This window comes from Variovorax sp. YR634, from assembly GCF_900106655.1.
Taxonomy (GTDB): Bacteria; Pseudomonadota; Gammaproteobacteria; order Burkholderiales; family Burkholderiaceae_C; genus Variovorax.
In genome coordinates, this window is sequence record NZ_FNOL01000013.1 from 78,571 (window position 1) to 104,147 (window position 25,577).

Genomic DNA, 25,577 nt, shown 5'->3' on the forward strand with positions numbered 1-25,577 from the left:
GATGAACACTCTGCTCCCTTGAATTCGGACGGCGGTTTCCGGCGACCGAAGCCGCAGCGAAAACCGGGCCGCCGGCGTATGTGACAGGCCGGCAACCTTGAAAACTCACTTGGGAATCACTCTAGAGAGGATCATTAACAATGGCAAACCAAAGTGTCACGAACTGGTTGTATGTGTGAACAGATTCGCGTTTTTGGCATCCCCGTCGTTTACTTTTGTGGTCCGGAAGCCATCGATGCCGGCTCGCGACCGGCCTAAGATCGCGCGATGAACGCTGCTACCCAGGCCCCTTCGCCTTCGCTACTTCCCCGCTTCTGGTCCCGCCTCACCACGCGCGACTTCGCGTCGCTCGATGCGGCAACCACCGTCGCGGTGCTGCCGCTGGGCGCTACCGAGCAGCACGGCCCACACCTGCCGCTGGGCGTGGATACGGTGCTGGCAGACGGCATCGTCGCCGCGTCGTTGCCCCTGCTGCCGGCCGAGCTACCGGTGCTCTTCCTGCCGACCCAGCAGATCGGCCTGAGCCCCGAGCACGCGCGCTTCGCGGGCACGCTCACGCTGTCGGCCGAGACTTTGATCCGCCTGTGGAACGAGATCGGTGCCGGCGTGGCGCGCGCGGGCGTGAAGAAGCTGGTGCTGTTCAATGCGCACGGCGGCCATGTGGGCGCGATGGACATCGTGGCGCGCGAGCTGCGCGCGGCACACGGGCTCATCGTCTACAGCGTGAGCTGGTTCAACCTGCCGCTGGGCGACGCGGGCACGCAGTTCAGCGCGCAGGAGCACCGCTTCGGCGTGCACGCGGGCGAGATCGAGACTTCGATGATGCTGGCGCTGACGCCGCAACTCGTGCGCATGGGCGAGGCGCAAGACTTTCGCTCCACTTCCGAGCAGCGCGCGGCCGACTACGCGATCCTGGGCAACGGCAAGAGCGCCAAGCTCGGCTGGGCCATGGAGGACTACAACGCCCACGGTGCCGCCGGCAACGCGGCTGCCGCCACGGCGGAGCATGGCCAGGCGGTGATCGATGCGGCGGCGAGGCAACTGGCGCTGTTGCTGGCAGAGGTGTCGCGACTGCCGCTGGGCACGGCAAACACCGGCCCACTGCCTTGAGTTGATGGCGCCCCCGTGGCGTTAACGTTGACCTAACGGTTCTGCGCTACCTTCGCGGCGCACCAACCAAACAACGGGAGACGGCGTGCGCGTGCTGCTTGTCGAAGACGACGAAATGATCGGGAAGAGCCTGCTGCGCGGCCTCGAGAGATCGGGCTGGGCGGTGGACTGGGTGCGCGACGGCCTGCTCGCGCGCAGCGCACTGGCCGATGGCGACTACACCTGCGTGCTGCTGGACCTGGGCCTGCCCGGAATGGACGGCATCGAGGTGCTGCGCCACGCGCGCGGCCTCAAGAACGACACGCCGATCCTCATCCTCACCGCGCGCGACGGCCTCGGCCAGCGCGTGGAGGGGCTCGACCTCGGCGCCGACGACTACCTGCTCAAACCCTTCGAGTTGCCCGAACTGCTGGCGCGCATGCGTGCGGTGGTGCGCCGCCGCCACGGCGCCTCCAACTCCATCATCGGCAGCGGCAAGGTGCAGCTCGACCTCACCACGCGCGAGGTGCTCTACCAGGGCACGCGCGAAACGCTCTCGGCCCGCGAGTTCGCGCTGATGCACGCCATGCTCGAGCGGCCGGGCGCGATCCTGTCGCGCGAGCAACTCGAGAACCGCATCTACGGATGGGGCGAGGAGGTGATGAGCAACGCGGTCGACGTGATCATCCACAACATGCGACGCAAGCTCGGTGCCGACACCATCCGCAACGTGCGCGGCCTGGGCTGGCGCGTGGTGGATTCATGAGTTCTCCAATGACCGCCGCGCCAGGCCGGCCCTGGTACTCGCCGAGTTCGCTGCGCAACAGGCTGCTGATGTGGCTGGTGGTGGTGCATCTTCTCGCGGCGGCCGGCGTCGCGTGGTTCACCTACGCCAGCTACGACAGGCTCATCGTCACCTTCAAGGACGACCAGATGCAGATGCTGGCCGACTCCTACGCCAGCAACGTGGCAGTGCCCGAACTCAGGCCAGCGGACGAACGCAGCATCTTCGGTCGCGGCGCCTTCGTCATCCAGATCTGGAACGGGCGGGGCGAACTGCTGGTCAGTTCATGGCCCGCGCTGGCCGTGGCCCGCCAGCCGGCGGAGGGGCTGAGCACCGTGCGCATGGGCTCCGGCGACGACGGTGTTTGGCGCATCTATTCCACGGCGCCGGTGGCCGACGCCGACCGCTTCCAGGTGCAGGTGATCCAGAACGGCGGCTTCGTGCGCCGGCTGGTGGCCAAGCGCGCGCTGTCTTCGACGGCGCCCATCGCGCTGCTGCTGCCCCTGTCGCTGGCCGTGCTGTGGCTGGTGGTGTGGGCCTCGTCGCGCAAGCTGCGCAGCGTGGTGCTCGACGTCGCGGCGCAGGACGAGCGCAGCCTCTCGGAGCTGTCGGTGTCGCGCGTGCCCGACGAGATCGCGCCGCTGGTGGAGGCCTTCAACAGCCTGCTCGGGCGGCTTCGCCAGGCCTTTGCCGCGCAGCGCCGCTTCGTGCAGGACGCCGCGCACGAGCTGCGCACGCCCATCGCCGCCATCGGCCTGCAACTCGACAACATGCGCGCCGAAGTGCCGGCCGAGAGCATCGCCGAGCACTACACGCACCTGAAGGGCGGCGTGACGCGTGCCCAGCACCTGATCGAGCAGCTGCTGCGCCTGTCGCGCCAGGAAAGCAGCACCGAGCCCGAGGCGCCGGAGTCGCTCGACGTGGCCTCGGTGCTGCGCGACAGCGTGGCCCAGCTGATGGTCGTGGCCGACCGCCGCCGCATCGACATCGGCTTCGAGGGCGAGACCTCCGCGACGGTGACCGCGCCCCCGGCCGAGCTGCGCAGCGTCTTCGACAACCTGATCGACAACGCGTTGCGCCATTCGCCCGAGGGCGGGGTGGTCGACGTGCGGCTGCACGAGGTGGAAGGGCGACCGGTGGTCGATGTGCTGGACAACGGGCCGGGCATTCCGCCCGAGCTGATCGACCGCGCCTTCGACCGCTTCTTCCGGGTGCCGGGCAACCCGACCGAAGGCAGCGGCCTGGGCCTGGCAATCGCGCGCATGGCCGCGCTGCGCAACGGCCTGCGCATCGTGCTGGCCAACCGCCATGACGCTCAGGGCCGGCCTGCGGGGCTGCAGGCGCGCGTCCACCTGCGCGATCACCTGCGCGATCACGGGGTGGGCCGCGCGGCTTAACGCTCAGGTAACTCTCGCTTAAAGGTCGCATAAAGCGGGCTTCCTACAGTGACTCCAGCCGCCAAAGCGGTCGCGCCGCAAGGCGCCAACCCAGTCTTCTAAAGGAGTTCACATGCGAAAGACCCTCGGCCTCCTGGCCATCCTGATCCTGGCCGGTGCGGCCCATGCAGAAAGCTACGACGGCGTGCACCAGGGCCCTGGCCTGCTCGCGCGCGACGACGTGGCGGCCCAGGCCGTGGCCACGGCCCACGCCCCCGACCAGAACGTGACGCGCGGCTCGCGCGGGCCCGATCCCTTCACCTCCACCGTCTCGCGCGAGGCCATGCGCCAGGTCGCGGTGGCGGCCGCCAATGCGCCCGACCAGAACGTGACCAGCGGCTCGCGCGTCAACAGCGTCGTCATCTCCACGATGCCGCCCGCGCGGTCTGCCGCAAGCGCTGTGAACGACAGCCGACTCTGAAGCAAAAACACCGGGGGAACCCACGATGAATCCCGAAACCCCAGACGGCTACACCCGCCGCACGGTGCTGGTGACCGGCGCGGCCGGTGTGGCGGCTGCCGCGTTGCCGCTGGCGGTGGATGCCGAGCCGGTGGCGCATGACGCCGCCGCGCAGGGCCCGACAACGGATGTGAGCTTGCGCATCAACGGCCAACTGCACGCCCTCTCCATCGACCCGCGCGTCACGCTGCTCGACCTGCTGCGCGAGCAGCTGCACCTCACGGGTTCCAAGAAGGGCTGCGACCACGGCCAGTGCGGCGCCTGCACGGTGCTGGTCAACGGGCGGCGCATCAACAGCTGCCTCACGCTGGCGGTGCTGCACGAGGGCGACCAGGTGACGACCATCGAGGGCCTGGGCGAGCCGAAGAAGCTGCACCCGATGCAGGCCGCCTTCGTCAAGCACGACGGCTACCAGTGCGGCTACTGCACGCCGGGCCAGATCTGTTCGGCGGTCGGCATGCTCGGCGAGATGCGCGGCGGCATGCCGAGCCATGTCACGCACGACCTCTCGGCGCCAACGGTCTTCAGCAGCGAGGAAATGCGCGAGCGCATGAGCGGCAACATCTGTCGCTGCGCGGGCTATCCGAACATCATCGCGGCCATCCGCGAAGTGGCGGGAGTTGCGACATGAGGGCCTTCACCTTCGAACGCGCCGCCACGCCAGCCGCCGCGGCGCTGGCAATGCAGCAGCATCCGGGCGCGCGCTTCATCGCGGGCGGCACCAACCTGCTGGACCTGATGAAGCTCGACATCGAGCAGCCCACGCACCTGATCGACGTCAATCGCCTGGGGCTCGACCGCATCGAAGCCCTGCCCGACGGCGGGCTGAAGATCGGCGCGCTGGTGCGCAACAGCGACCTCGCCGCCGATGCGCGCGTGCGTCGCGGCCATCCGCTGCTGTCGCGCGCCTTGCTGTCCGGCGCCAGCGCGCAGTTGCGCAACAAGGCGACCACCGCCGGCAACCTGCTGCAGCGCACGCGCTGCTTCTATTTCTACGACACGACCAAGCCATGCAACAAGCGCACGCCGGGCAGCGGCTGCGCGGCCATGGAAGGCTTCAACCGCATCCACGCGATCCTCGGCGCGAGCGCGCAGTGCATCTCGGTGCATTCATCCGACATGGCGGTGGCGCTGCGCGCGCTCGATGCGCAGGTGGAAACCGTGTCGGCCAGCGGTGCCGTGCGCCATATCCCCATCGCCGAACTGCATCGCCTGCCGGGCACCACGCCGGAGGTCGAGACCGTGCTGGCACCGGATGAGCTGATCACCGGCGTGACCCTGCCCGCGCCGCTCGGCGGCGTGCAGCTCTACCGCAAGGTGCGCGACCGCGCGTCTTATGCCTTCGCGCTGGTCTCGGTCGCGGCCGTGGTGGTGCGCGAGGGCCGCACCGTGACCGCCGCACGCCTGGCTTTCGGCGGCCTGGCCGCGAAGCCGTGGCGCAACGAGGAAGCCGAGCGGCGGCTGATAGGCACCGACGGCGGCACGCAGGCACGCGATGCGGTTGCCGACCTGTTGCTCGCCGATGCGCGCGGCCACGGGCACAACGATTTCAAGATTCCGCTGCTGCGCCGCACCCTGCACGCCACGCTGGCGCAGGCGATCGAAACCACCTGAAGGGAGCAGGCACCATGCAATTCACCGAAGCCGCAGGGCCGAGCGCCCTGGACCGCGAACGCGTGCTGGGCCGCCCGCTCGACCGCATCGACGGGCCGCTCAAGGTCAGCGGCCGCGCGCACTACAGCTACGAGTGCCACGACGAAGTACCCGATGCCGTCTACGGCTGGGTCGTGCTCGCCGGCATCGCCAAGGGCCGCATCACGCGCATCGACACCGCCGAGGCGCAGCGTGCGCCGGGCGTGCTGCTGGTCTACACCTACGCCAACGTTCCGCGCATGGTGCCGAAGGGGCGTGCCAACGTGGTCTCGCAGCTTTCGGGGCCGGAAGTTCAGCAGCACGGCCAGGCAGTGGCCTTCGTGGTGGCGCAGACCTTCGAGCAGGCGCGCGCGGCCGCGTTCATGATCCGCATCGACTACGAGCGCAGCGCGGGCCGCTTCGATCTTGCGGCCGCGCAGGCGAGCGCCCCCAAGCCCGGCGACGACCCGAGCGCCGGCAGCGAGAGCGCGGCCGACACGGCGGTGGGCGACTTCCAGGGCGCATTCGACACCGCGCCCATCACGCTCGACCAGAACTACACCACGCCCGACCAGCATCCCGCGATGATGGAGCCGCAGGCCACCACCGCGCGCTGGGACGGCGACCGGCTCACGATCTACACCTCGCACCAGATGCCGAACTGGGCCTCAGGCGACGTGGCCGCCATGCTCGACGTGCCGGCCGCGCAGGTGCGCGTGGTTTCGGCCTTCGTGGGCGGCGGCTTCGGCTCCAAGCTGCGCACGCATGCGGACGCGGTGCTCTCTGCCTTCGCGGCGCGCGAACTGCGCCGGCCGGTGAAGACGGCGCTGGCGCGCGAGCAGCTGCTCAACCATACGACGCGCCGCGCCGCGACCATCCAGCGCGTGCGGCTCGGCGCCACGCCCGACGGCCGGCTCACCGCCATCGGCCACGAGACCTGGACCAGCAACCTGCCGGGCCGCAACTACTACGAGGGCGCATCGCGCCAGACGCGCCTGCTCTATGCCGCCCCCAACCGCATGACGGCGCACCGCCTGGCCGCGCTCGACCTGCCCGAGGCCGCGGCCATGCGCGCACCGGCTACCGCCAGCGGCCAGCTGGCCTTCGAGGTGGCGCTCGACGAACTCGCCGAGAAGCTGCGCATCGACCCGGTGCAGCTGCGCATCCTCAACGACAGCCAACATGACCCCGAGCGCGGGCCGTCGCGCCCGTACTCGGGCCGCAAGCTGGTCGAATGCCTGCGAGAAGGCGCGCAGCGTTTCGGCTGGGCGAAGAGAAGCACTGTGCCGGGGCGGGTGCGCGACGGCCGCTGGCTGGTCGGCATGGGCGTGGCCAGCGCCATCCATCACCACTCGTTGCGGCCGTCGAGCGCGAAGCTGAGCCTCGACGCGCAGGGCCGGCTGCTGATCGAGACGTCGATGACCGACATCGGCACCGGCACCTACACCGTGCTGGCGCAGATCGCGGCCGAGATGACGGGCATTCCGATGGACCGCATCGGCGTGCGGCTGGGCGACACCGCGTTTCCCATGGGCGCGGGCTCGATCGCCTCGATAGGCGCGTCGAGCGCCGGTGCCTCGGTGTTCGATGGCTGCCAGCAGCTGTGCCGCCTGCTCGCCGAGCGCGCCGGCTTCGACGCGCAGAAGGCGCGCTTCGAGCGCGGCCGCATCGCCCTTGGGCGCCGCTCGCACGAGCTCGGCGAGCTGGCCGGCGCGGAAGGCCTGAGCGTGCTCGGCAACGTCGAGCCCGGCGACCTGCACCGCCGCTACGCGCAGGCCGCGTTCGGCGCCCACTTCTGCGAAGTGGGGGTGGACATCGACACCGGCGAGACGCGCGTGCGCCGCATGCTCGGCGTGTTCGCGGCGGGCCGCATCCTCAACATGAAGACCGCGCGCAGCCAGGCCATCGGCGGCATGGTGTTCGGCGTGGGCGCGGCGCTCACGGAAGAGGCAGTGGTCGACGTGCACCACGGCTACTTCGTCAACCACGACATGGCCGAGTACCTGGTGCCGGTGCACGCCGACATTCCGGACATCGACGCCATCTACCTGCAGGACGCCGACGATCTCGCGAGCCCGATCAAGTCGAAGGGCATCGGTGAGCTGGGCACCTGCGGCTCGGGCGCGGCGGTGGCGAACGCGATCTACAACGCCACCGGCGTGCGCGTGCGGAACTACCCGATCACGCTCGACAAACTGCTGCCCGGGCTGCCGATGCGTGCTTGAATGGCACCGCCATGCCCGCCGCAGCCTCTTTTGTCGCACTGACTCGCAAGCTCCTGCTGGCCGCTGCAGCCTGCGTTGCCCTGTCGCTCGCCGGATGCGCAACGCTTCCCGACGAAGGGCCGCGCACCGCCAGCACCTCGCTGCCCGTACAGGGCCCCGCCACGCCGCTAGACCGGATCGCCACCGCGTCGATGGAGGGGGCAGAGCCCGGAGCCAGCGGCTTTCGCCTGATGCTGGGCCTTGCCAGCATGGACACTCGCCTCGTGCTGCTGCGCGGCGCGCAACGCTCGCTCGACCTGCAGTACTACCACCTGCATGACGACGCGACCGGTCGGCTGGTGCTGCGGGAGCTGCGCAACGCGGCCCAGCGCGGCGTGCGCGTGCGGCTGCTCGTGGACGATCTGTACACGGAAGACATCGGCCCCTTGCTCGAGGGCCTGGGCGCCTATCCGAACGTGGAAGTGCGCATCTTCAATCCCTTTCCCACGCGCGGCGGCATGGCCACCCGCTTCGGCTTCGCCCTGTTCGACTTTGCCCGCGTCAATCGTCGCATGCACAACAAGCTGTTCGTGGCGGACGGCGTGCTGGCCGTGGCCGGCGGGCGCAACCTCGGCGACGTCTACTTCATGCGCGACACCGACGACAACTTCTTCGACTACGACGTGCTGGTGGCGGGCGCAGTGCTGCCGCAGATGGCGAGCATCTTCGACGAGTACTGGAATGCGCCGCAGGTGCGCACCGCAGCGTCGGTGCTGCGCCCGTCGGGCGACACCGAAGCCGCGCGCCGGGACTTCGATGCGCGGGTGGATGGCGCCGACACGCCCGAGCCGGTGCCGTTCCGCACCGTCGATCCCTTGGGCCGCGTCACCCTCGGCGACGAACTGGGGGCGGGCCGTGTGAAGCTTGCGTTCGGCACGGCGCAGGCCTTTGCCGATTCGCCGGCCAAGGCCTGGGGCCAGGCGGAGACGCAGCGCCTGCCCAGCGGTGCGCTCATCGACACCAGCCGCCGCCTGCTGGGCGAGGCGGCGCAACAGGCGCAGGTTGAAATCATCACGTCGTCGCCGTACTTCGTGCCGGGTCCGGTGGCACTCGACGGCATGCGCCGCAACGCGGCACGGGGCATTCGCCAGACGCTCATCACCAACTCGCTGGCCGCTACCGACGAGCCGGTGGTCCACACCGGCTACCGCCGCTACCGAGCCCGGCTGCTGGGCGACGGCATGCAGATCTACGAGATCCACCCGAACGCGGGCCGGGCGCTGTTCGTCGGCAGCATCGGCGCAGGCACGCAGGTGCGGCTGCACACCAAGGCGCTCGTGATCGACAGGAAGACCCTCTTCCTGGGCTCGGTCAACATGGACCCGCGCTCGGACGCGCTGAACACCGAGTTCGGCCTGCGCATCGATTGCCCCGCGCTGGCCGAGGAGGCGCGCGCCTTCTTCGGCGAACTCATGCAGCACTCGGCCTTCCAGGTGCGGCTCAAGCCGGGCAGCGACAGTGAGCTGGAATGGTGGCGAGTGGACGGCGACCAGCCGGTCAAGGTGACCGACGAGGAGCCCGGCGCCGACCTGGCGACGCGCGCGAAGCTCTATCTGCAGTCGCTCGTGATTCCCGAGTCGATGCTGTAGAGGAGCGTCAAGACGCGTTGCGCCCGAGCACGCCGGCGAACATGCAGGTATCGACATTGCCCCCGCTCACGCACACGCCCACCGTCTTGCCGCGCCAGCGTTCCTGCTGCTGGAGCGCGGCCGCCAGTGCGGCTGCGCCGGCGCCTTCGGCCACGTTGTGCGTGTCGCTGAAAAGGATGCGCATGGCCTCTGCGATCTCGTCGTCGGTGACGGTGACAACGTCGTCGGCTTCGCGCAGGATCACTTCGACCGATTCGGGCACCGGGACGCGGCAGGCCATGCCGTCGGCCAGCCGCGTGGTGACGGGCGACTCGACGGGCTTGCCGGCGCGGAAGGAATCGCGATACGCCGTGGCATGCGCCGACACCACGCCGATGAGCTTGGTCGACACGCCGCAATGCGCGCGCGCTGCAGCCGCGGCGGCAAAGCCGGAGCCCAGGCCGATGGGAACGAACAGCACGTCCGGTGGCGCGTCTTTCAACGCGTCGAAGAACTCCACATACGCAGTCGACACGCCGCGCACCAGTTCGCGGTGGAACGAGGGCACGCGGTGCAAGCCGTCGCGTTCGGCCAGCACGGCCGCATGCTCGGAGGCCGCCTGGAAGTCGTCGCCATGCTCGACCAGCGTGACGCCGAGCGCGCGCATCGCGGCGTTCTTCTCGGTCGAATTGCCGTGCGGCACCACGATGGTCGCGGCCAGCCCGTGGCGCCGCGTGGCGAAGCCGACCGACTGGCCGTGGTTGCCGCGCGTGGCGCTGATGGCGTGGAGCACTCCGGGCTGCTCGCGCGCCAGGGTTTCGAAGTAGGTCAGGCCGCCGCGGATCTTGAAGGCGCCAGCTGGCGTGTGGTTCTCGTGCTTGGCCCATACGGTGGCGCCCAGGCGATGCGAAAGCAACGGCCAGGCGTACTGCGGCGTGGGCGGCATGGCCGCATGCACGGTGCGCTGCGCGGCTTCGATTTCTTCGCGGGTGAATTTCACGGGATGTCCTTACTTGCGTTCGGTGAGTGCCACGCGAACGGCCAGCGCGGCCAGCACGCTGCCCATCACATAGCGCTGCGCGCGCAGCCAGCCCGCGCTTTGCGACAGCACGGCCGTGATGCTGGCGGCGCCGACGATCATCACCGTGTTGACCACCGCGCTGGTCGCCATCTGCGCGATGCCCAGTTGCAGGTTCTGCAGCAGCACCGAGCCGCGCTCGGGGTGGATGAACTGCGGAAAGAACGAGAGATAGAACATCGCCACCTTCGGGTTCAGCAGGTTCGTGAGAAAGCCCATGCGAAACAGCTTGCCCGGCGGATCGGCCGGCAGTGCGCGCGCCTCGAAGGGTGCATTGCCGCCGGGCCTGACCGCCTGCCACGCGAGCCACAGCAGGTAGGCCGCGCCGGCGATGCGGATCGCGTCGAACGCCAGCGGCACTGCCAGCAGCAGCGCGGTGAGCCCGAGCGCCGCGGCGAACAGATGCGCCAGGAACGCCAGCAGCACGCCGCCCAGCGAGATGAGCCCCGCGCGTCGACCCTGCACCAGCGTGCGCGAGACGCAATAGATCATGTTCGGCCCCGGCGTGAGCGCCAGCAGCAGCGAGGCGAGGGCGAACCAGGCGATTTCGGTGAGGCTCAGCATGATCGGGTCAGAGTCCTTGCGATTCGAGCGTGACGGGGCCGCGCGGCGTGTCGAGCACGGCGATGAGATTGGGCGGGCCGGCACTGATGTCCATGCCGGTCATGCCGATGGCCGACAGCGCGGCGACCAGCGTGGGCGCGCGCGGGTGCACGGCGCGCAGCGCGCGCATGGCGAGGCCAGACTTCGGCATGGCGTCGGTGGGGTGCACGGGGCCCCATTGGATGAGCGTGGGCAGTGCGCCATAGAACAGCCGCTGGCCGTCGTCGCGCACGGTGATCTGCCATTCGAGCCGGCCGGCGGGCGTGTCACGCGAGGCTTCGAGCAACTGGCCCCGGTCGATGTGCGCGTGCTCTTCATGTGCGAGCGCCCGCGTTGCCGCATGCGCGTCGGGCACGCGGGCGACGAAATGAATCAGCTTCGGGCCATGCTGTGCGAGCCCGGCCTGCAGCGCGGCATCGTCGAGGTCGAACCAGCGGTGCGTCTTGGGGCGCGAGGGCTGCTTGCCCGGCTCGATCGCGATGATTTCCGCGTAGGCCGCGGGGAAGGCGTCGCTCGCGATGTTCAGCAGGCGGTTGTGCGTGCCCATCAGCGGATGCGAGCCGCCCGGGGCCGGCGTGACGCCGAGCGTTGCCTCGCACCAGGCCACGCCCTCGGCGAGCGAGGCGGCGGCAATCACGAGGTGGTCGAGTTGCGCGTGCATGGCGGGCCTCGGGCGTTGTGCTTACAGCGTGACGTGGCCGTCGACGCAGGTCACGGCGTCGCCGCCGACCCAGATCTTTCCTTCGGCGTCGCGCTCGATGTAGACGCGGCCCGCGCGGCCCAGGCACTGGCCCTGCGCGGCAAGGTAGCGCTCGGGCATGTGGCCGTCGGCGATCAGCCATTCGGCCAGGCTGGCGTTGAGGCTGCCGGTAACCGGGTCTTCCTGCACGCCGATGGGCTCGGCGAAGGCGCGCACTTCGAGGTCGATCTTCGCGCCGTCTTCGTTCGGGGTCGCGGGCCGGTTGCCGAAGGCGCGCGCCTCGCGGTTCGAGCGGCCGATGAGCAGCGCGGTGTCGTGCGCCGCGGGCACGCCCGCCACGCCGGCCTTCACGCCCAGCTCTTTCAGGGCGCGGTGGTCGGGCTGCAGCGCCAGCACGGCGTCGGCGTCGTTCACCAGCAGGCCGAACCAGACCGGACCGTTGTCGAGCACCTGCGCCGCGATGACCTGCTGCGCCTTCAGGCCCAGCGCGCCGGCCACCTTGGCCAGCAGCGCGGGGCTCGGAGCGCTGCGCTTCAGGGGTGGTGCGGCGAAGGCCAGGCGCTCGCCGTCGCGCCGCAGGGGCACCAGGCCGGCGCCGCACTGCTGCACCACCAGGCCCGCAGCCTTGGGCTTGCCGCCGGCCTGCAGCCACGCATGGCAGCTGCCGATGGTCGGGTGGCCGGCAAAGGGCAGCTCGCCACCGGGCGTGAAGATGCGCACGCGATAGTCGGCGGCCGGATCGGTGGGCGGCAGCAGAAAGGTGGTTTCGGACAGGTTGGTCCATTGCGCAAAGCGCTGCATGGCGGCGTCGTCGAGGTCCTGGCCATCGATCACCACCGCGAGCGGATTGCCGTAGTAGGCGGTGGCGGTGAAGACGTCGACTTGCTTGAAGGGGCGGGATTTCATCGGATTCATTCGAGGGGGAGGTCGAGCACGCCGCGCGTGCCCGGGCGGGAAAGCAACTCTGAATACCAGCGTTCGACGTTCGGCCAGTTCGGCCGGCGGTATTCGGCAGCCGGCAGGTTGAACCAGCGGTGCGCCTCGCAGCCGACCGGGATGTCGGCCATGGTGAAGCGCTGGCCGGCCATGTACGGCTGGCTCGCAAGATGCGCGTCGAGCATCGAGAACAGTGCTTCGCTGTCGCGGACGGACGCCTCGATGAGCGCGCTCTGGCGTTCCGACGGCGGCGTGCGCACCCACTGGATGAAGGCGTCGCGGCTCGTGCGGTTGAGCGTGGTCTGCTGCCAGTCCATCCAGCGCTCGGCGTCGAAGCGCGCGGGCAGCTCGCTCGGGTAGAAGTTGCCGTGCGAATGCTTCGCGCAGAGGTAGCGCACGATCACGTTCGATTCCCACAGCGTCACGCGCTCGGCGCCTTCGCCGTCGTCGATGGTGGGCACCATCGCATTCGGATTGAGCGCGAGGTACTCAGGCGTCTGCACCACGCCGAACTTGCCGCCGGCCTCGGTGCGCTGGAAGTCGAGCCCGAGCTCCTGCGCGCACCACACCACCTTGCGGACGTTGATCGAACTGATGCGGCCCCAGATGTTGAGCATGGTCGGTTTCTTTCTATCTTTTCTTTGCTGCCCGCTTCAGCGGGGCGAGGGACGATCGAGGAAGAGCAGGCGTACGGCCAGCCCCAGCATCACGGCGGCCAGCAGGCCGCTCTGGAACCGCGCCGCGCCGGGCCGGTTGTGCAGCCAGCGGCCGACCTGGCCGCTGCACGCGCCCAGCAGCGTGTTGAAGGCCAGCGCGGCCATCGACAGCACCACGCCGAGCTGCACCAGCTGCAGCGGCACGCTGCCGCGCGAGGGATCGACGAACTGCGGCAGGAACACCATGAAGAACAGCAGCGCCTTCGGATTGACGAGGTTGTTCAGCAGCGCCATGCGCACGATGCGGCCGAAGCCGGCGGGCTGCGCCTGCGCGCCGATGCGAAGTCCGCCACCGGTGCGTAGCGCTTGCACCGCCAGCCACACCAGGTACAGCGCCCCCGCATAGCGCAGCACGTCGAACGAAGACGGCCACGCGGCCACCAGCGCGGTGACGCCGGTGGCCGCGAACAGCGTGTGCACCAGGTCGGCCGCAGAGATGCCGATGGCCGCCGCAAAACCGCCGCGCGGGCCATGGGCCACGCCGTGCGAGAGCACGAAAGCCATGTTCGGGCCGGGCGACAGGAACAGCGCCAGAACCGCGAGCAGGAAGAGCGACAGCGTTGCAAGGCCGATCAAGGGAGGCTCCTGGTTTGTGCTTTCAGACCTGTGCGGCGGCCAGCTTCTTGTCGCCGAGCAGCACCAGCTCTTCGCGCAGCGTTTGCGCCAGCGCGGCGATGGCGGTGTCGATCTCTTCGACGCTGGCCGTCACGAACGACAGGCGCAGCGTGCGCGGATCGCCTTCGCCCGCGTAGAACGGCGCGCCGGGCACGAAGGCCACGTTGCGCTCCACCGCCTTGGGCAGCAGCGTCACGGTGTCGATGCCCTCGGGCAGGCGCGCCCAGAGGAACATGCCGCCCTTGGGCGCGTTGAACTTCACGTCCAGGCCGGCCATCTCGCGCTTGAGCGCGGCGATCATCGCGTCGCGCTGGCGCTTGTAGAGGGCGCGGATGGTGGGCACGTGGCGGTCGAGGAACTTGTCTTTCATCACGGCCGAGACCATGCGCTGCGTGAAGATCGGCGTGTGCAGGTCGACCGCCTGCTTGGCCTGCAGCAGCTTCGGGTAGATGGATTTCGGTGCCACCAGGAAGCCCAGGCGCAGGCCGGGGGCCAGCACCTTCGAGAACGAGCCCAGGTAGATCACGCCTTCGGGGTTGCGCGCGGCCAGCGGCAGCGGCGGGGCTTCGTCGAACCAGAGTTCGCCGTAGGGGTTGTCCTCGACGATCGGCAGGTTGGCAGCAGCGGCGGCGGCCGACACGGCGGCGCGGCGCTCTTCGGTCATGGTGCGGCCGGTGGGGTTCTGGAAGTTGGGCAGCAGGTAGACGAAGCGTGCGTCCTTGGCCTTGGCCAGCAGGTCTTCGACGATCACGCCGTCATCGTCGCTGGCCACGCCCACGGGGTGCGGCTCCATCGGGCCGAAGGCCTGCAGCGCGCCGAGGTAGGTGGGCGTTTCGACCAGCACCTTGCTGCCCGGGTCGATCAGCACCTTGGCGACCAGGTCGAGGCCCTGCTGCGAGCCGGTGGTGATGAGCACCTGCGAGGCGTCGACGTCCCACGGCAGCATGTCGGCCACGGCCTGGCGCAGCGGCGCGTAGCCCTCGCTGGCGGCGTACTGCAGGGCGGCCTGGCCGTCGTTGTGCAGCACTTCGGCGCAGGCGTCGGCAAAAGCCTGGATCGGGAAGGTCTTGGGCGAGGGCAGGCCGCCGGCCAGGCTGATGATGCCGGGGCGCTCGGTGACCTTGAGGATTTCGCGCAGCACCGAGGGATTCATCTTGGCGGCGCGGGCGGCGAGTTTCCAGTTCATGGCTTTCTTCTTTCAGGCGGTGAGGTGAGATTCGAATGATGCGGGCAGGCGCGGCGGCGCTCAATCCGGCTGGATGTCGCCACGGTATACGACGCGGGCCTTGTTGTCTTGCGGCTGCGAGAGGCGCTTGCCGATGACCACCGTGGCCACCACCGCGACGGCGAAGCCCAGCGTGACCATGTCGAGCGGCTCGCCCAGCAGCGGGATCGACGCGAGGATCGAGAGAAAGGGCTGCAGCAGCTGGGTCTGGCTCACGCGCAGCGCGCCGCCCAGGGCCAGGCCGCGATACCAGGCGAAGAAGCCGATCCACATCGAGAACGTGCCGACGTAGACGAAGCCCAGCCAGGCCGACGTGGCGACGGGCTGCTGCGGCCACAGCGCCAGCGCGGCCGGCAGCGTGAAGGGCAGCGCCATCACGCAGACCCAGCAGATCACGCGCTCGGCGCCCAGCGACGGCGTGACCTGCGCGCCGTAGATGTAGCCGATGGAGGCGGCAATGACCGCGCCGACCAGCAGCAGATCGGCCCATTCGAAGCCGAAGCCATGGCCGCTCTGGCTCGCGCGCAGCACCGAGAACGCCACCACCAGCAGGCTGCCCGCAATGGCGCAGAGCCAGAAGCCGAGCCGCGCGCGCTGGTGCAGCACCAGGGCCGCGACGGCGGCCGTGACCAGCGGCAGCAGGGCAGTCACCACCGCCGCATGACTGGCCGTGACCACGCGTAGCGCATAGGCCAGCAGCAGCGGAAAGCCGATGGCATTGCCCAGCACCGCGAAGGCCAGCGGCTTCCACTGGTGCGCTGCAGGCCGCGGCGAGCGCGTTGCCAGCAGGAAGATGGCCGACAGCACGCCCGCCAGCGCCGCGCGCCCGAGCGTGACGAACCACGGCGACAGCTGCGGTGCGTCTTGCGTGCCGGTGGCCAGGCGCGTCATCGGCAGCGTGACGGCGAACATGGCCACGCCTACAACGCCGAGCCACATGCCCAGCGTCTCGTCTTTCATGGCGAGCTTCATACGCTCACCATCCACCAGGCCGTGAGCACCAGTACCAAGCCCATCGCGCGGTTGAACCACAGCAGCCGCGAACCCTTGGCCAGCCATTCGCGCAGCAACGCGCCGACCAGTGCGTAGGCGAAGTTGCTGATGAAGGCATAGGTCAGCATCACCGGCGCCACGATGGCGAAGCGGCGCAGCGCATCGGGCTGCCCGGCGATCCAGCCGGCCACCAGCGTGAGCGCCAGCAGCCAGGCCTTGATGTTCACGAACTGCAGCATCACGCCCTGGCCGAAGCCGACCGACAGCTTGGTGCCGTCGGCCTTGCCGAGCGTGGCGCTGCCGCTGAGCTTGTACGCGAGCCACAGCAGGTAGCCGATGCCCAGCGCCTTGATGGCCAGGCGCAGCGAAGGCATTGCCACCACCAGCGCGCCGATGCCGGCGGCGCACAGCGCCAGCAGCAGCGTCCAGCCCACGGGCACCGCGACCACGAAGCGCATGGCGCGCGGCAGGCCGCCGTTGGCCGCCAGGGCGGTGGAGAGCGTGGTGTTGGGACCGGGCGAGAAACTCATCGCCGTGGCCAGCACCAGCAGCGCGGTGAATTCTTGCCAGTTCATGACACACACTCTAAACTTGAGACCATTACAGTTCCAGTACAGTTGGTCGAACAATCGGGCAATCTGTATTGGTCACTCCTTCGACACAGAAGCCGGCACAGCCCAAAACAACGCATGCTGACACGCACTTCCACACAGTCGCTGACGGGGCAACTGGCCGACCGCCTGGCCGAGCGCATCCGCACCCGCCTGCTGCCGCCCGGCGCCCGCCTGCCCTCGGTGCGCGAATGCGCGCGGCAGCAGGGCGTGAGCCCGTACACCGTCGTCGCCGCGTACGACCAGCTGCTGGCGCAGGGGCTGGTCGAGGCCCGCCGGCAGCGCGGCTTCTATGTGCGGGATTCGGCACCAGTACAGGACGGCCGTCCGAACCACGGCGCGGACGCCGGTGGCGCGAGCGGCATGCCAGCGGCGATGGCGGTGCAGATGATGGCCTCGCGCATACCGGCCGACGCGAGTTCGCTGATCCGCAGCATGTTCCACCGCCCGAGCGACAAGCCGCAGCCGGGCATGGGGGTGTTTCCGCCGGACTGGATGTCGTCCACCTTCATGCCCACGGCCGTGCGGCGCATGACCAGTACAGCCGCCCTGCAGGAGCTGTCGCTCCAGTACGGCGAGCCGGCCGGCGACATGAGCCTGCGGCGCAGCCTCTCGCAGAAGCTGGTGGGCATCAACGTGCCGGCCTCGCCCGACCAGATCGTGACCACCATCGGCGCCACGCATGCGCTGGACATCGTGAGCCGCACGCTGCTGCGCGCCGGCGACCCTGTGATGGTCGAGGAGCCCGGCTGGGCGCTGGAGTTCGCGCGGCTGGAGGCGCTGGGCATGCGCATCCTGCCGGTGCCGCGGCGCGCCGACGGGCCCGACCTGGAGGTGATGGCGCAGTACTGCGCGCTGCACCAACCCAAGCTCTTCGTCAGTGTGAGCGTGCTGCACAACCCGACCGGCTACAGCCTCACGCCGGGCAGCGCACACCGGGTGCTGAAGCTGGCCAACGAATACGACTTCCACATCGTCGAGGACGACACCTACAGCCACCTCGCGCCCGAGCACGCCACGCGGCTCAGCGCGCTCGACGGGCTGCAGCGCACCATCTACGTGAGCGGCTTTGCCAAGATCCTGGCGCCCAACTGGCGCATCGGCTTCCTGGCCGCGCCCCCGGCGCTGAAGGAGCGGCTGCTCGAAACCAAGCTGCTGGCCACGCTCACCTCACCCACGCTGTTCGAGCGGGCGTTGTCGTGGTGCATCGACCAGGGGCAGCTGCGCCGGCATTCGGAGCGCGTGCGCATCCGCCTCGACGGGGCGCGGGGGCGGGCGGTGAAGCTGGCGATGTCGCACGGCTGCACCTTCGCCTCGGAGCCGGCGGGGCTGTTCGGCTGGGTCGACACAGGCGTGGACACCGACGCGCTGACGCAGCGCATGCTCGACCAGGGCTACCTGCTGGCGCCGGGCTCGCTGTTCCATGCGCGCCGGCCGCCGAGCACGATGATGCGGATCAACTTCGCCACGTCGCAGGATGCGACCTTCTGGAAGGTGTTCAGCAAGGTCCGAAACGAGCTCTGATGGCAGGTAAAAGGTGGGGAGGTCCGGGCCAAAAGGCCGGAGGCTTGGAGTAAGCTGGCAACACAAGAAAACCCACCCAGGAGACCACCCGCATGAGCACCGCCAGCAAGCCCTTCGACTTCAGCCAGTTCGTCCCCGGATTCGACTTCCTGAAGAACCTCGCCGGTGGCGCCGCAGCGGGCACCGGCGCCGGGTCGGTGCCAGGGATTCCGAGCCTTGCGAGCTGGGTGGCGCCCACGCTGAGCGTGGAAGAGGTCGACAAGCGCATCCAGGAGCTCAAGACGGTGCAGTACTGGCTCGAGCAGAACGGCCATGCCCTGAAGGCCACGATCCAGGCGCTCGAAGTGCAGAAGATGACGCTGTCGACGCTGCGCGGCATGAACGTGCGGATGGAAGACATCGCCAGCGCGTTCACCAAGCAGGCAGCCGCGATGGCGCCGGCGCCTGCACCCGCCGCAGCGGCTCCGGAGCCTGAGCCAGAAGAGGTAGAGGAAGAAGACGAATTGCCAGAAGAGGAAGCGCCAGCACCGACGAAGCCGCGCAGCAGGCCGGCTTCGGCCAAGGCAAAGACCGCGGCTGCCGATGGCGCCGGCGTGGTCGATCCCATGCAGTGGTGGGGCTCGCTCACCGAACAGTTCCAGCAGATCGCCAGCTCGGCGCTGCAGGACGCGGCCCAGCTGAAGGTGCCGGCCATGGCCCAGCCGCTGGCCGATGCGGTCGGCAAGGTCATGGGCAAGCCGGCAACAACGGCCGCCCGCAAGCCTGCTGCGGCCAAGAAGGCTGCAGCGCCGGCTGCCAAAAAGAAGACATCGACAGCCGCGCGCAAGCGAACCTCCGCCCGGCGTTGACGTCATACACATCCATTTGTTGAAGAGAACGGGTTGGCACGCATCATGAAGTTGTTTCCCTCCGGTCACGCCACCCATCCGCAATGGCGCATGGCGGCCGGCCTCGTGCTGGCCCAGCTGCGCGCACAGATGGCCCTGCCCGACTACGCCTCGTCGCCGACGCTGGGGCTGCTCTACATCACCGACCACTATGCGAGCGAGGCGCAGGACATCCTCGACCACCTGAGCGCCGAGCTGCCCGAAGTGACCGACTGGTCGGGTACCGTCGGCATCGGCGTGTCGGCCAACAACGCCGAGTACTTCGACGAACCCGGCATGAGCCTGATGCTTTGCGCTTTGCCCAGCGACCAGTACCGCGTGTTCTCGGGCGTGGCGCCGCTGGGCAATTCCGAAATGAGCGGCTTCGAGGCGCACACGGCACTGGTGCACGCCGACCCGGCAACGCCCGACCTGGCCGAGCTGATCGCCGAGATGGCGGGGCGCACTGACACGGGTTATCTGTTCGGCGGGCTGTCTTCGGGGCGCGGCAGCGCGCTGCAATTCGCAGTCGGCGGCAACGGCAACATCCGCGGGCACGGGGCGGCGGGTGGGGTGTTCTCGGGCGGCCTGTCGGGCGTGGTGTTCGGCGAAGGCGTACGGCTGGTGTCGCGCGTCACGCAGGGCTGCCAGCCGCTGCGCTCGGGGGCGGTGCGCGAGCGCGAGATCACCGAGGCCGACGGCAATCTGCTGCTGAAGCTCGACGGCGAGCCGGCGCTCGACGTGCTGCTGGCCGATCTGCAGGTGTCGCTCGAACGGCCGCAGGAGGCCATCGACGCCGTGCGCAACACGCTGGTCGGCCTGGCCGATGCCGGTAGCGACGGCATCCGCCGCACCGGCGACCTGGGCGCCGACGTGCTGGTGCGCCACATCATCGGGCTGGACCCGACGCGGCGCGGCATCGCCATTGCCGATGTGGCCGAGGCCGGCATGCGGCTGACCTTCTGCCGCCGCAACGCGCAGGCCGCGCGGGCCGACCTGATGCGCATCTGCGCGGAAATCCGCGAGGAGCTGGAGCCCGAAGAGCAGACACTCGCCACTGCGCGCGCCGTGGCGGCGGGCGAGGCCGAGGCGGCGCCGCATCCGGCACGGCGCATCGCAGGGGCGGTGTACGTGAGCTGCTCGGGGCGCGGCGGGCCGCACTTCGGCGCACCGGGCGCTGAGTTGCAGATCGTGCGGCACGCGCTGGGCGACGTGCCGCTGGTCGGGTTCTTCGCTGCGGGCGAGATTGCCCGGCATCACCTGTATGGCTATACCGGGGTGCTGACGGTGTTTACCAGCAAGGACTGAACGCGATCAGGCCGGCTGCAGCGCGCGCGGCGCGGGCGCAGGCATGCCGGTGAACGCGAAATCGACCTCCGGCGCCAGCCCGCTCACGATCCGCGCGATCGACTTGCCCGAGCCGCAGGCATGCGTCCAGCCGAGCGTGCCGTGGCCCGTGTTGAGGAACAGGTTCGGCAGCCTGGTCTTGCCGATCAGCGGCACGTTGCTCGGCGTGGCGGGGCGCAGGCCGGTCCAGAACTGGGCCTGCGTGGTGTCGCCGGCGCCGGGGAACAGCTCTTCGACGCGGCGCACGATGGCTTCGCAGCGCACGCGGTTCAGGTCGCGGTCGTAGCCGTTGAGCTCGGCCGTGCCGGCGATGCGCAGGCGGTCGCCCGACTCCGAGGTGTAGCGCGAGAACACGAGCTTGAATTCGTCATCCGTCAGCGAGACCTGGTGGGCCTTCGACGCGTCCTTGACGGGCAGCGTCACCGAATAGCCCTTGGCCGGGTAGATCGGCAGGCGGATGCCCAGCGGCGCGGCATACAGCGGGCTCAGTGACCCCATCGCCAGCACGAAGGCGTCGCCGCGGATGCGCTGGAAGCGGCCTTCGCTGTCGGTGGCTTCGACGTGATCGATGCTGCCGCCGGCTTCGCGCAGCGCGGTCACGGTGTGGCTCATCAGGAACTTCACGCCCGCCGCGGTGGCCAGGCCCACCAGTTCGCGCGCGAAGCGGTTGGCGTCGCCGGACTCGTCCTCGGCCGTGTAGGTGGCGCCGGCCAGCTTCGGGCGGATGTGGGCGAGGGCGGGCTCGATCTTCACGGCTTCGTCGGCCGAGATGACCTGGCGCTCGCAGCCCAGGGCGCGCATCTGCTCGGCGGGCGCGAGGGCGCCGTCGAACTCTTTTTGCGTCGTATAGAAGTGCAGGATGCCCTGCGTGCGCTGGTCGTAGTTCAGGCCGGTGTCGCGGCGCAACTGTTGCAACATCGAGCGGCTGTATGTTCCGAGACGCACGATCTGCTCGATGTTGTGGCGGGTGCGCGCCGGCGTGCATTCGCGCAGGAACTGGAGGCCCCAAAGCCACTGGCGCATGTCGGCGCGGATGCGGAAGAGCAGCGGAGCATCTTCCTTGCCCAGCCACTGCAGCACCTTGAGCGGTGCGCTGGGGTTGGCCCAGGGTTCGGCATGGCTGACGGAAATCTGCCCGCCATTGGCGAAGCTGGTTTCGGCGGCCGGGGTGGCCTGCCGGTCGATCACGGTCACTTCGTGGCCGAGTTGCTGGAGGTAGTAAGCCGAGGTCACGCCGAGCAGGCCGGCGCCAAGAACGATCACGCGCATTTCAAGTACCTTTGAGGTTGCAGTGCTTGAACGACGGGCGTGGTGTGCTATTGAATAAATAGCAAAGCAACCGGACGACCGCTGTCCAAGTTGCCGCTCCCCCTGTCCTCGGTACCTGAGAGATTCACCCGCTGCGCCCGCAGAGGGTTTGCTCCTTCGGTGCATCACGACCACGTTGGGCGGTGTGATGGCTCTCCAGACGGCGTTTCAGTTGGTGCAGTACAGGTCCCTTGTTCGGACCGACCTGAGCGTTTATGGGAGTTTGCGCCTTCGGTAGGGCCACCGGGGTAGCCCGCTCTCCTGCAGTGGGGGTGATTGTAGGCGGGGCTTGCGCGGGCGCCAACCTTTGATTTCTCTCCTCTGGCCGAATGGGATAATCGCCTGTTGATTTGCCGCAAGGCGATCGTTCCATATATCAGCAGGGGACTTCATGATCCTGGTTACCGGCGGCGCTGGCTTCATCGGCGCCAATTTCGTACTCGACTGGATCGCCAACGGCGACGAGCCGGTCGTGAACCTCGACAAGCTGACCTACGCAGGCAACCTCGAGACCCTCGCGTCGCTCAAGGGCAACCCGAAACACATCTTCGTGCAGGGCGACATCGGCGACAGCGCCCTCATCGATCGCCTGCTGGCCGAGCACAAGCCGCGCGCCGTGGTCAACTTCGCCGCCGAATCGCACGTGGACCGCTCCATCCACGGTCCCGAAGACTTCGTGCAGACCAACGTGCTGGGCACCTTCCGCCTGCTCGAATCCGTGCGCGGGCACTGGAGCGCGCTGCCAGCCGAGCAGAAGACGGCCTTCCGCTTCCTGCACGTGTCCACCGACGAGGTCTACGGCTCGCTGTCGAAGACCGACCCCGCCTTCACCGAAGAGAACAAGTACGAGCCCAACAGCCCCTACTCGGCCAGCAAGGCCGCCAGCGACCACCTCGTGCGCGCCTGGCACCACACCTACGGCCTGCCGGTGCTGACCACCAACTGCTCCAACAACTACGGCCCCTTCCACTTTCCCGAGAAGCTCATCCCGCTGATGATCGTCAACGCACTGGCCGGCAAGAACCTGCCCGTGTACGGCGACGGCATGCAGGTGCGCGACTGGCTCTACGTGAAGGACCACTGCAGCGCCATCCGCCGCGTGCTCGAAGCCGGCAAGCTGGGCGAGACCTACAACGTGGGCGGCTGGAACGAGAAGCCCAACATCGAGATCGTCAACACCGTGTGTGCGCTGCTCGACGAACTGCGTCCCCGCGCCGACGGCAAGCCGTACAAGGAACAAATCACCTACGTCACCGATCGCCCCGGCCACGACCGCCGCTACGCCATCGATGCGCGCAAGCTCGAGGCCGAGCTTGGCTGGAAGCCCGCCGAGACCTTCGATACCGGCATCCGCAAGACCGTCGAGTGGTATCTGGCCAATGGCGAGTGGGTGCGCAACGTGCAAAGCGGCGCGTATCGAGAGTGGGTCGAGAAGCAATACGACACGACGAAGGCTGCGGCATGAAGTTGCTGCTGCTGGGCAAGGGCGGACAGGTCGGCTGGGAGCTGCAGCGCAGCCTGGCGCCACTGGGTGAACTGGTCGCGCTCGATTTCGACAGCACGGATTTCAACGCCGACTTCAGCCGGCCGGAGCAATTGGCCGAGACGGTATTGAAGGTTCGCCCCGACGTGATCGTCAATGCGGCGGCGCACACGGCCGTCGACAAGGCCGAGAGCGAACCTGACTTCGCGCGCAAGCTCAACGCGACCTCGCCGGGAATCGTGGCCGAGGCGGCGCAGCAGATCGGCGCGCTGATGGTGCATTACTCGACCGACTATGTCTTCGACGGCAGCGGCACCAGGCCCTGGAAGGAAGACGACGCGACCGGCCCGCTCAGCGTGTACGGGCGCACCAAGCTCGAAGGCGAACAATTGGTGGCCCAGCACTGCGCGAAGCACCTGATCTTCCGCACCAGCTGGGTGTACGCGGCGCGCGGCGGCAACTTTGCCAAGACGATGCTGCGGCTGGCGAAGGAGCGCGACAAGCTGACCGTCATCGACGACCAATTCGGCGCGCCCACGGGTGCGGAGCTGCTGGCCGACGTGACGGCGCATGCCATCCGGGCGACGCTGCAGGACCCGGCCAAGGCTGGCCTCTATCACGCCATCGCCGGCGGCGAGACCAGCTGGTACGGATATGCGCGCTTCGTGATCGAGCAAGCCAAGGTAGCGGGTGTCGAACTCAAGGCCGGCCCGGAGGCCGTCGAGGCCGTGCCGACCAGTGCCTTCCCGACCCCGGCAAAGCGCCCGCACAACTCGCGCCTGGACACCACCAAGCTGCAGGCCACGTTCGGCCTGCGCCTGCCGCCCTGGCAGGAAGGCGTCGCGCGCATGCTGCGCGAGATTCTTTGAACTTTCACGAGAAAAAGAACATGACCAAGACGACGCAACGCAAAGGCATCATCCTGGCCGGTGGCTCGGGCACCCGCCTGCACCCCGCGACCCTGGCGCTCAGCAAGCAGCTGCTGCCGGTGTACGACAAGCCGATGATCTACTACCCGCTGAGCACCTTGATGCTGGGCGGCATGCGCGACATCCTGATCATCAGCACGCCGCAGGACACGCCGCGCTTCCAGCAACTGCTGGGCGACGGCAGCCAGTGGGGCATCAACCTGCAGTACGCGGTGCAGCCGAGCCCTGACGGGCTGGCGCAGGCGTTCATCATCGGGGACAAGTTCGTCGGGAACTCTCCGAGTGCACTGGTGCTGGGGGACAACATCTTCTACGGGCACGACTTCGTGCATCTGCTGTCGGACGCCGATACCAAGCAGAGCGGTGCGACCGTGTTTGCGTACCATGTGCAGGACCCTGAGCGCTATGGCGTGGTCGCGTTCGATGCCAATGGCAAGGCCAGCAGCATCGAGGAAAAACCACTCAAGCCCAAGAGCAACTACGCTGTCACGGGGCTGTATTTCTACGACAACCATGTGGTGGATATTGCCAAGGCCGTGAAGCCCAGCGCGCGAGGCGAGTTGGAGATCACCGCAGTGAACCAAGCCTATCTCGACCGCGACCAGTTGAATGTGCAAATCATGCAGCGAGGCTACGCATGGCTGGACACGGGCACGCACGACAGCCTGCTCGAAGCCGGCCAGTTCATCGCGACGCTTGAGCATCGCCAGGGACTGAAGATCGCCTGTCCGGAGGAGATTGCGTGGCGCAACAGATTCATCACTACTGAGCAGCTCGCGAAGCTTGCGGCACCGCTCGAAAAGAGTGGTTACGGGAAATATCTCAAGCACCTGCTGAGCGACGAGGTTCGCTCGTGAAAGCCACGCCCACCGCCATTCCCGACGTCCTCGTAATCGAACCCAAGGTGTTTGGCGATGCGCGAGGGTTTTTCTATGAGAGCTTTAACGGCAAGGTCTTCGATGAGGCCGTGGGGCGGCATGTAGAGTTTGTTCAGGACAATCATTCGCGGTCGGCCAAGGGGGTGCTGCGTGGACTGCACTACCAATTGACGCAGACCCAAGGAAAACTGGTGCGGGTTGTACGAGGTGCCGTCTTCGACGTGGCTGTGGACATACGGCGCAGTTCGCCAACTTTCGGTAAATGGGTGGGGGTTGAGTTGACTGAAGAAAACCATCGACAGCTGTGGGTGCCCGAGGGTTTTGCGCACGGCTTTTTCGTTTTGAGTGAGACTGCCGATTTTCTGTATAAGACTACCGATTTTTATGCGCCAGCCGCCGAGCGATGTATCTTGTGGAATGACTCAACATTGAATATCGCATGGCCCCTGACCGATATCCCTCCCAAATTGTCCGAGAAAGATCGATCGGGCCTGCTACTGAATGTCGCGATGCTATTTGACTAAGAGGGGCA

At 68.3% G+C, this 25,577-nt stretch carries 25 protein-coding genes and 2 riboswitches; of the genes, 15 read left to right on the forward strand and 10 right to left on the reverse strand.

Annotated features, from left to right (window positions below; translation table 11 throughout):
• Window positions 1-267: 267 nt before the first annotated feature.
• The 8 genes from BLV60_RS21140 to BLV60_RS21175 all read left to right on the forward strand — a co-directional run bounded on the left by BLV60_RS21140 (window position 268) and on the right by BLV60_RS21175 (window position 9,254).
• Window positions 268-1,110, forward strand: coding sequence for a creatininase family protein (locus tag BLV60_RS21140; protein ID WP_093057237.1), 843 nt, complete (start codon window positions 268-270; stop codon window positions 1,108-1,110).
• An 85-nt stretch (window positions 1,111-1,195) separates the two neighbouring features.
• Window positions 1,196-1,855 (forward strand): response regulator, encoded by a 660-nt coding sequence (locus BLV60_RS21145; RefSeq protein ID WP_093057238.1) that lies wholly within the window; start codon window positions 1,196-1,198, stop codon window positions 1,853-1,855.
• A gap of 8 nt (window positions 1,856-1,863) precedes the next feature.
• The gene (locus BLV60_RS21150) at window positions 1,864-3,270 is read left to right on the forward strand and encodes a sensor histidine kinase (protein WP_093057239.1); all 1,407 of its coding nucleotides are present in this window, start codon (window positions 1,864-1,866) and stop codon (window positions 3,268-3,270) included.
• Window positions 3,271-3,382: 112 nt separating this feature from the next.
• The gene (locus BLV60_RS21155; RefSeq protein WP_093057240.1) at window positions 3,383-3,730 is read left to right on the forward strand and encodes a hypothetical protein; all 348 of its coding nucleotides are present in this window, start codon (window positions 3,383-3,385) and stop codon (window positions 3,728-3,730) included.
• Window positions 3,731-3,755: 25 nt separating this feature from the next.
• Complete coding sequence (gene paoA, locus BLV60_RS21160; RefSeq protein ID WP_093057241.1) at window positions 3,756-4,400, forward strand: aldehyde dehydrogenase iron-sulfur subunit PaoA; 645 nt, start codon at window positions 3,756-3,758, stop codon at window positions 4,398-4,400.
• Window positions 4,397-5,383, forward strand: coding sequence for an FAD binding domain-containing protein (locus tag BLV60_RS21165; protein WP_093057242.1), 987 nt, complete (start codon window positions 4,397-4,399; stop codon window positions 5,381-5,383). The genes paoA and BLV60_RS21165 overlap by 4 nt, the downstream gene beginning before the upstream one ends.
• A gap of 14 nt (window positions 5,384-5,397) precedes the next feature.
• A complete protein-coding gene (locus BLV60_RS21170; protein WP_093057243.1) occupies window positions 5,398-7,626 on the forward strand; it encodes a xanthine dehydrogenase family protein molybdopterin-binding subunit in 2,229 nt (742 codons plus the stop codon).
• Window positions 7,627-7,637: 11 nt separating this feature from the next.
• Complete coding sequence (locus BLV60_RS21175) at window positions 7,638-9,254, forward strand: phospholipase D family protein (RefSeq protein ID WP_143042621.1); 1,617 nt, start codon at window positions 7,638-7,640, stop codon at window positions 9,252-9,254.
• Window positions 9,255-9,261: 7 nt separating this feature from the next.
• On the opposite strand, the gene BLV60_RS21180 is transcribed toward BLV60_RS21175, so the two are convergent.
• The 9 genes from BLV60_RS21180 to BLV60_RS21220 are packed head-to-tail and all read right to left on the reverse strand — an operon-like array spanning window position 9,262 to window position 16,674.
• On the reverse strand, window positions 9,262-10,233 hold the full coding sequence (locus BLV60_RS21180) for a threonine dehydratase (protein WP_093057245.1): 972 nt from the start codon (window positions 10,231-10,233) through the stop codon (window positions 9,262-9,264).
• Window positions 10,234-10,242: 9 nt separating this feature from the next.
• Window positions 10,243-10,875 carry a LysE family translocator gene (locus BLV60_RS21185; protein ID WP_093057246.1) on the reverse strand — a complete coding sequence of 211 codons (633 nt, stop codon included), beginning with the start codon at window positions 10,873-10,875 and terminating at the stop codon, window positions 10,243-10,245.
• A 7-nt stretch (window positions 10,876-10,882) separates the two neighbouring features.
• Window positions 10,883-11,575 (reverse strand): VOC family protein, encoded by a 693-nt coding sequence (locus BLV60_RS21190; RefSeq protein WP_093057247.1) that lies wholly within the window; start codon window positions 11,573-11,575, stop codon window positions 10,883-10,885.
• 21 nt (window positions 11,576-11,596) lie between these two features.
• The gene (locus BLV60_RS21195) at window positions 11,597-12,520 is read right to left on the reverse strand and encodes a PhzF family phenazine biosynthesis protein (protein WP_176928856.1); all 924 of its coding nucleotides are present in this window, start codon (window positions 12,518-12,520) and stop codon (window positions 11,597-11,599) included.
• Between the two features lie 5 nt (window positions 12,521-12,525).
• Window positions 12,526-13,167, reverse strand: coding sequence for a glutathione S-transferase family protein (locus BLV60_RS21200; RefSeq protein WP_093057249.1), 642 nt, complete (start codon window positions 13,165-13,167; stop codon window positions 12,526-12,528).
• Between the two features lie 36 nt (window positions 13,168-13,203).
• A complete protein-coding gene (locus BLV60_RS21205; RefSeq protein WP_093057250.1) occupies window positions 13,204-13,842 on the reverse strand; it encodes a LysE family translocator in 639 nt (212 codons plus the stop codon).
• A 22-nt stretch (window positions 13,843-13,864) separates the two neighbouring features.
• The gene (locus tag BLV60_RS21210) at window positions 13,865-15,067 is read right to left on the reverse strand and encodes an aminotransferase-like domain-containing protein (protein ID WP_093057251.1); all 1,203 of its coding nucleotides are present in this window, start codon (window positions 15,065-15,067) and stop codon (window positions 13,865-13,867) included.
• Between the two features lie 60 nt (window positions 15,068-15,127).
• A complete protein-coding gene (locus BLV60_RS21215) occupies window positions 15,128-16,066 on the reverse strand; it encodes a DMT family transporter (protein WP_371127392.1) in 939 nt (312 codons plus the stop codon).
• Window positions 16,067-16,074: 8 nt separating this feature from the next.
• Complete coding sequence (locus BLV60_RS21220) at window positions 16,075-16,674, reverse strand: LysE family translocator (RefSeq protein ID WP_093057253.1); 600 nt, start codon at window positions 16,672-16,674, stop codon at window positions 16,075-16,077.
• Window positions 16,675-16,788: 114 nt separating this feature from the next.
• Between BLV60_RS21220 and BLV60_RS21225 the strand changes: the two genes are divergently transcribed.
• The 3 genes from BLV60_RS21225 (at window position 16,789) to BLV60_RS21235 (ending at window position 20,408) form a co-directional block, all read left to right on the forward strand.
• A complete protein-coding gene (locus BLV60_RS21225; protein WP_093057254.1) occupies window positions 16,789-18,234 on the forward strand; it encodes an aminotransferase-like domain-containing protein in 1,446 nt (481 codons plus the stop codon).
• A 92-nt stretch (window positions 18,235-18,326) separates the two neighbouring features.
• A complete protein-coding gene (locus BLV60_RS21230; RefSeq protein ID WP_093057255.1) occupies window positions 18,327-19,082 on the forward strand; it encodes a PhaM family polyhydroxyalkanoate granule multifunctional regulatory protein in 756 nt (251 codons plus the stop codon).
• A gap of 45 nt (window positions 19,083-19,127) precedes the next feature.
• Window positions 19,128-20,408, forward strand: a complete 1,281-nt coding sequence (locus tag BLV60_RS21235; RefSeq protein ID WP_093057329.1) for an FIST signal transduction protein — start codon at window positions 19,128-19,130, stop codon at window positions 20,406-20,408.
• 6 nt (window positions 20,409-20,414) lie between these two features.
• On the opposite strand, the gene BLV60_RS21240 is transcribed toward BLV60_RS21235, so the two are convergent.
• Window positions 20,415-21,716, reverse strand: a complete 1,302-nt coding sequence (locus BLV60_RS21240) for a D-amino acid dehydrogenase (protein ID WP_093057256.1) — start codon at window positions 21,714-21,716, stop codon at window positions 20,415-20,417.
• A 92-nt stretch (window positions 21,717-21,808) separates the two neighbouring features.
• Window positions 21,809-21,925, reverse strand: a riboswitch (glycine riboswitch).
• A 3-nt stretch (window positions 21,926-21,928) separates the two neighbouring features.
• A riboswitch (glycine riboswitch) is annotated at window positions 21,929-22,029 on the reverse strand.
• 117 nt (window positions 22,030-22,146) lie between these two features.
• On the opposite strand from BLV60_RS21240, the gene rfbB reads away from it, so the two are divergent.
• Genes rfbB through rfbC form a run of 4 tightly spaced genes read left to right on the forward strand, consistent with a single transcriptional unit; the run spans window position 22,147 to window position 25,569 of the window.
• Window positions 22,147-23,220: a dTDP-glucose 4,6-dehydratase gene (gene rfbB / locus BLV60_RS21245; protein WP_093057257.1), complete on the forward strand. Its 1,074-nt coding sequence runs from the start codon at window positions 22,147-22,149 to the stop codon at window positions 23,218-23,220.
• Window positions 23,217-24,107: a dTDP-4-dehydrorhamnose reductase gene (rfbD, locus tag BLV60_RS21250; RefSeq protein WP_093057258.1), complete on the forward strand. Its 891-nt coding sequence runs from the start codon at window positions 23,217-23,219 to the stop codon at window positions 24,105-24,107. Before rfbB ends, rfbD begins: the two co-directional genes overlap by 4 nt.
• Window positions 24,108-24,127: 20 nt before the next feature.
• Window positions 24,128-25,024 (forward strand): glucose-1-phosphate thymidylyltransferase RfbA, encoded by an 897-nt coding sequence (gene rfbA / locus BLV60_RS21255; protein WP_093057330.1) that lies wholly within the window; start codon window positions 24,128-24,130, stop codon window positions 25,022-25,024.
• Complete coding sequence (gene rfbC / locus BLV60_RS21260) at window positions 25,021-25,569, forward strand: dTDP-4-dehydrorhamnose 3,5-epimerase (RefSeq protein WP_093057259.1); 549 nt, start codon at window positions 25,021-25,023, stop codon at window positions 25,567-25,569. The genes rfbA and rfbC overlap by 4 nt, the downstream gene beginning before the upstream one ends.
• Window positions 25,570-25,577 lie beyond the last annotated feature (8 nt).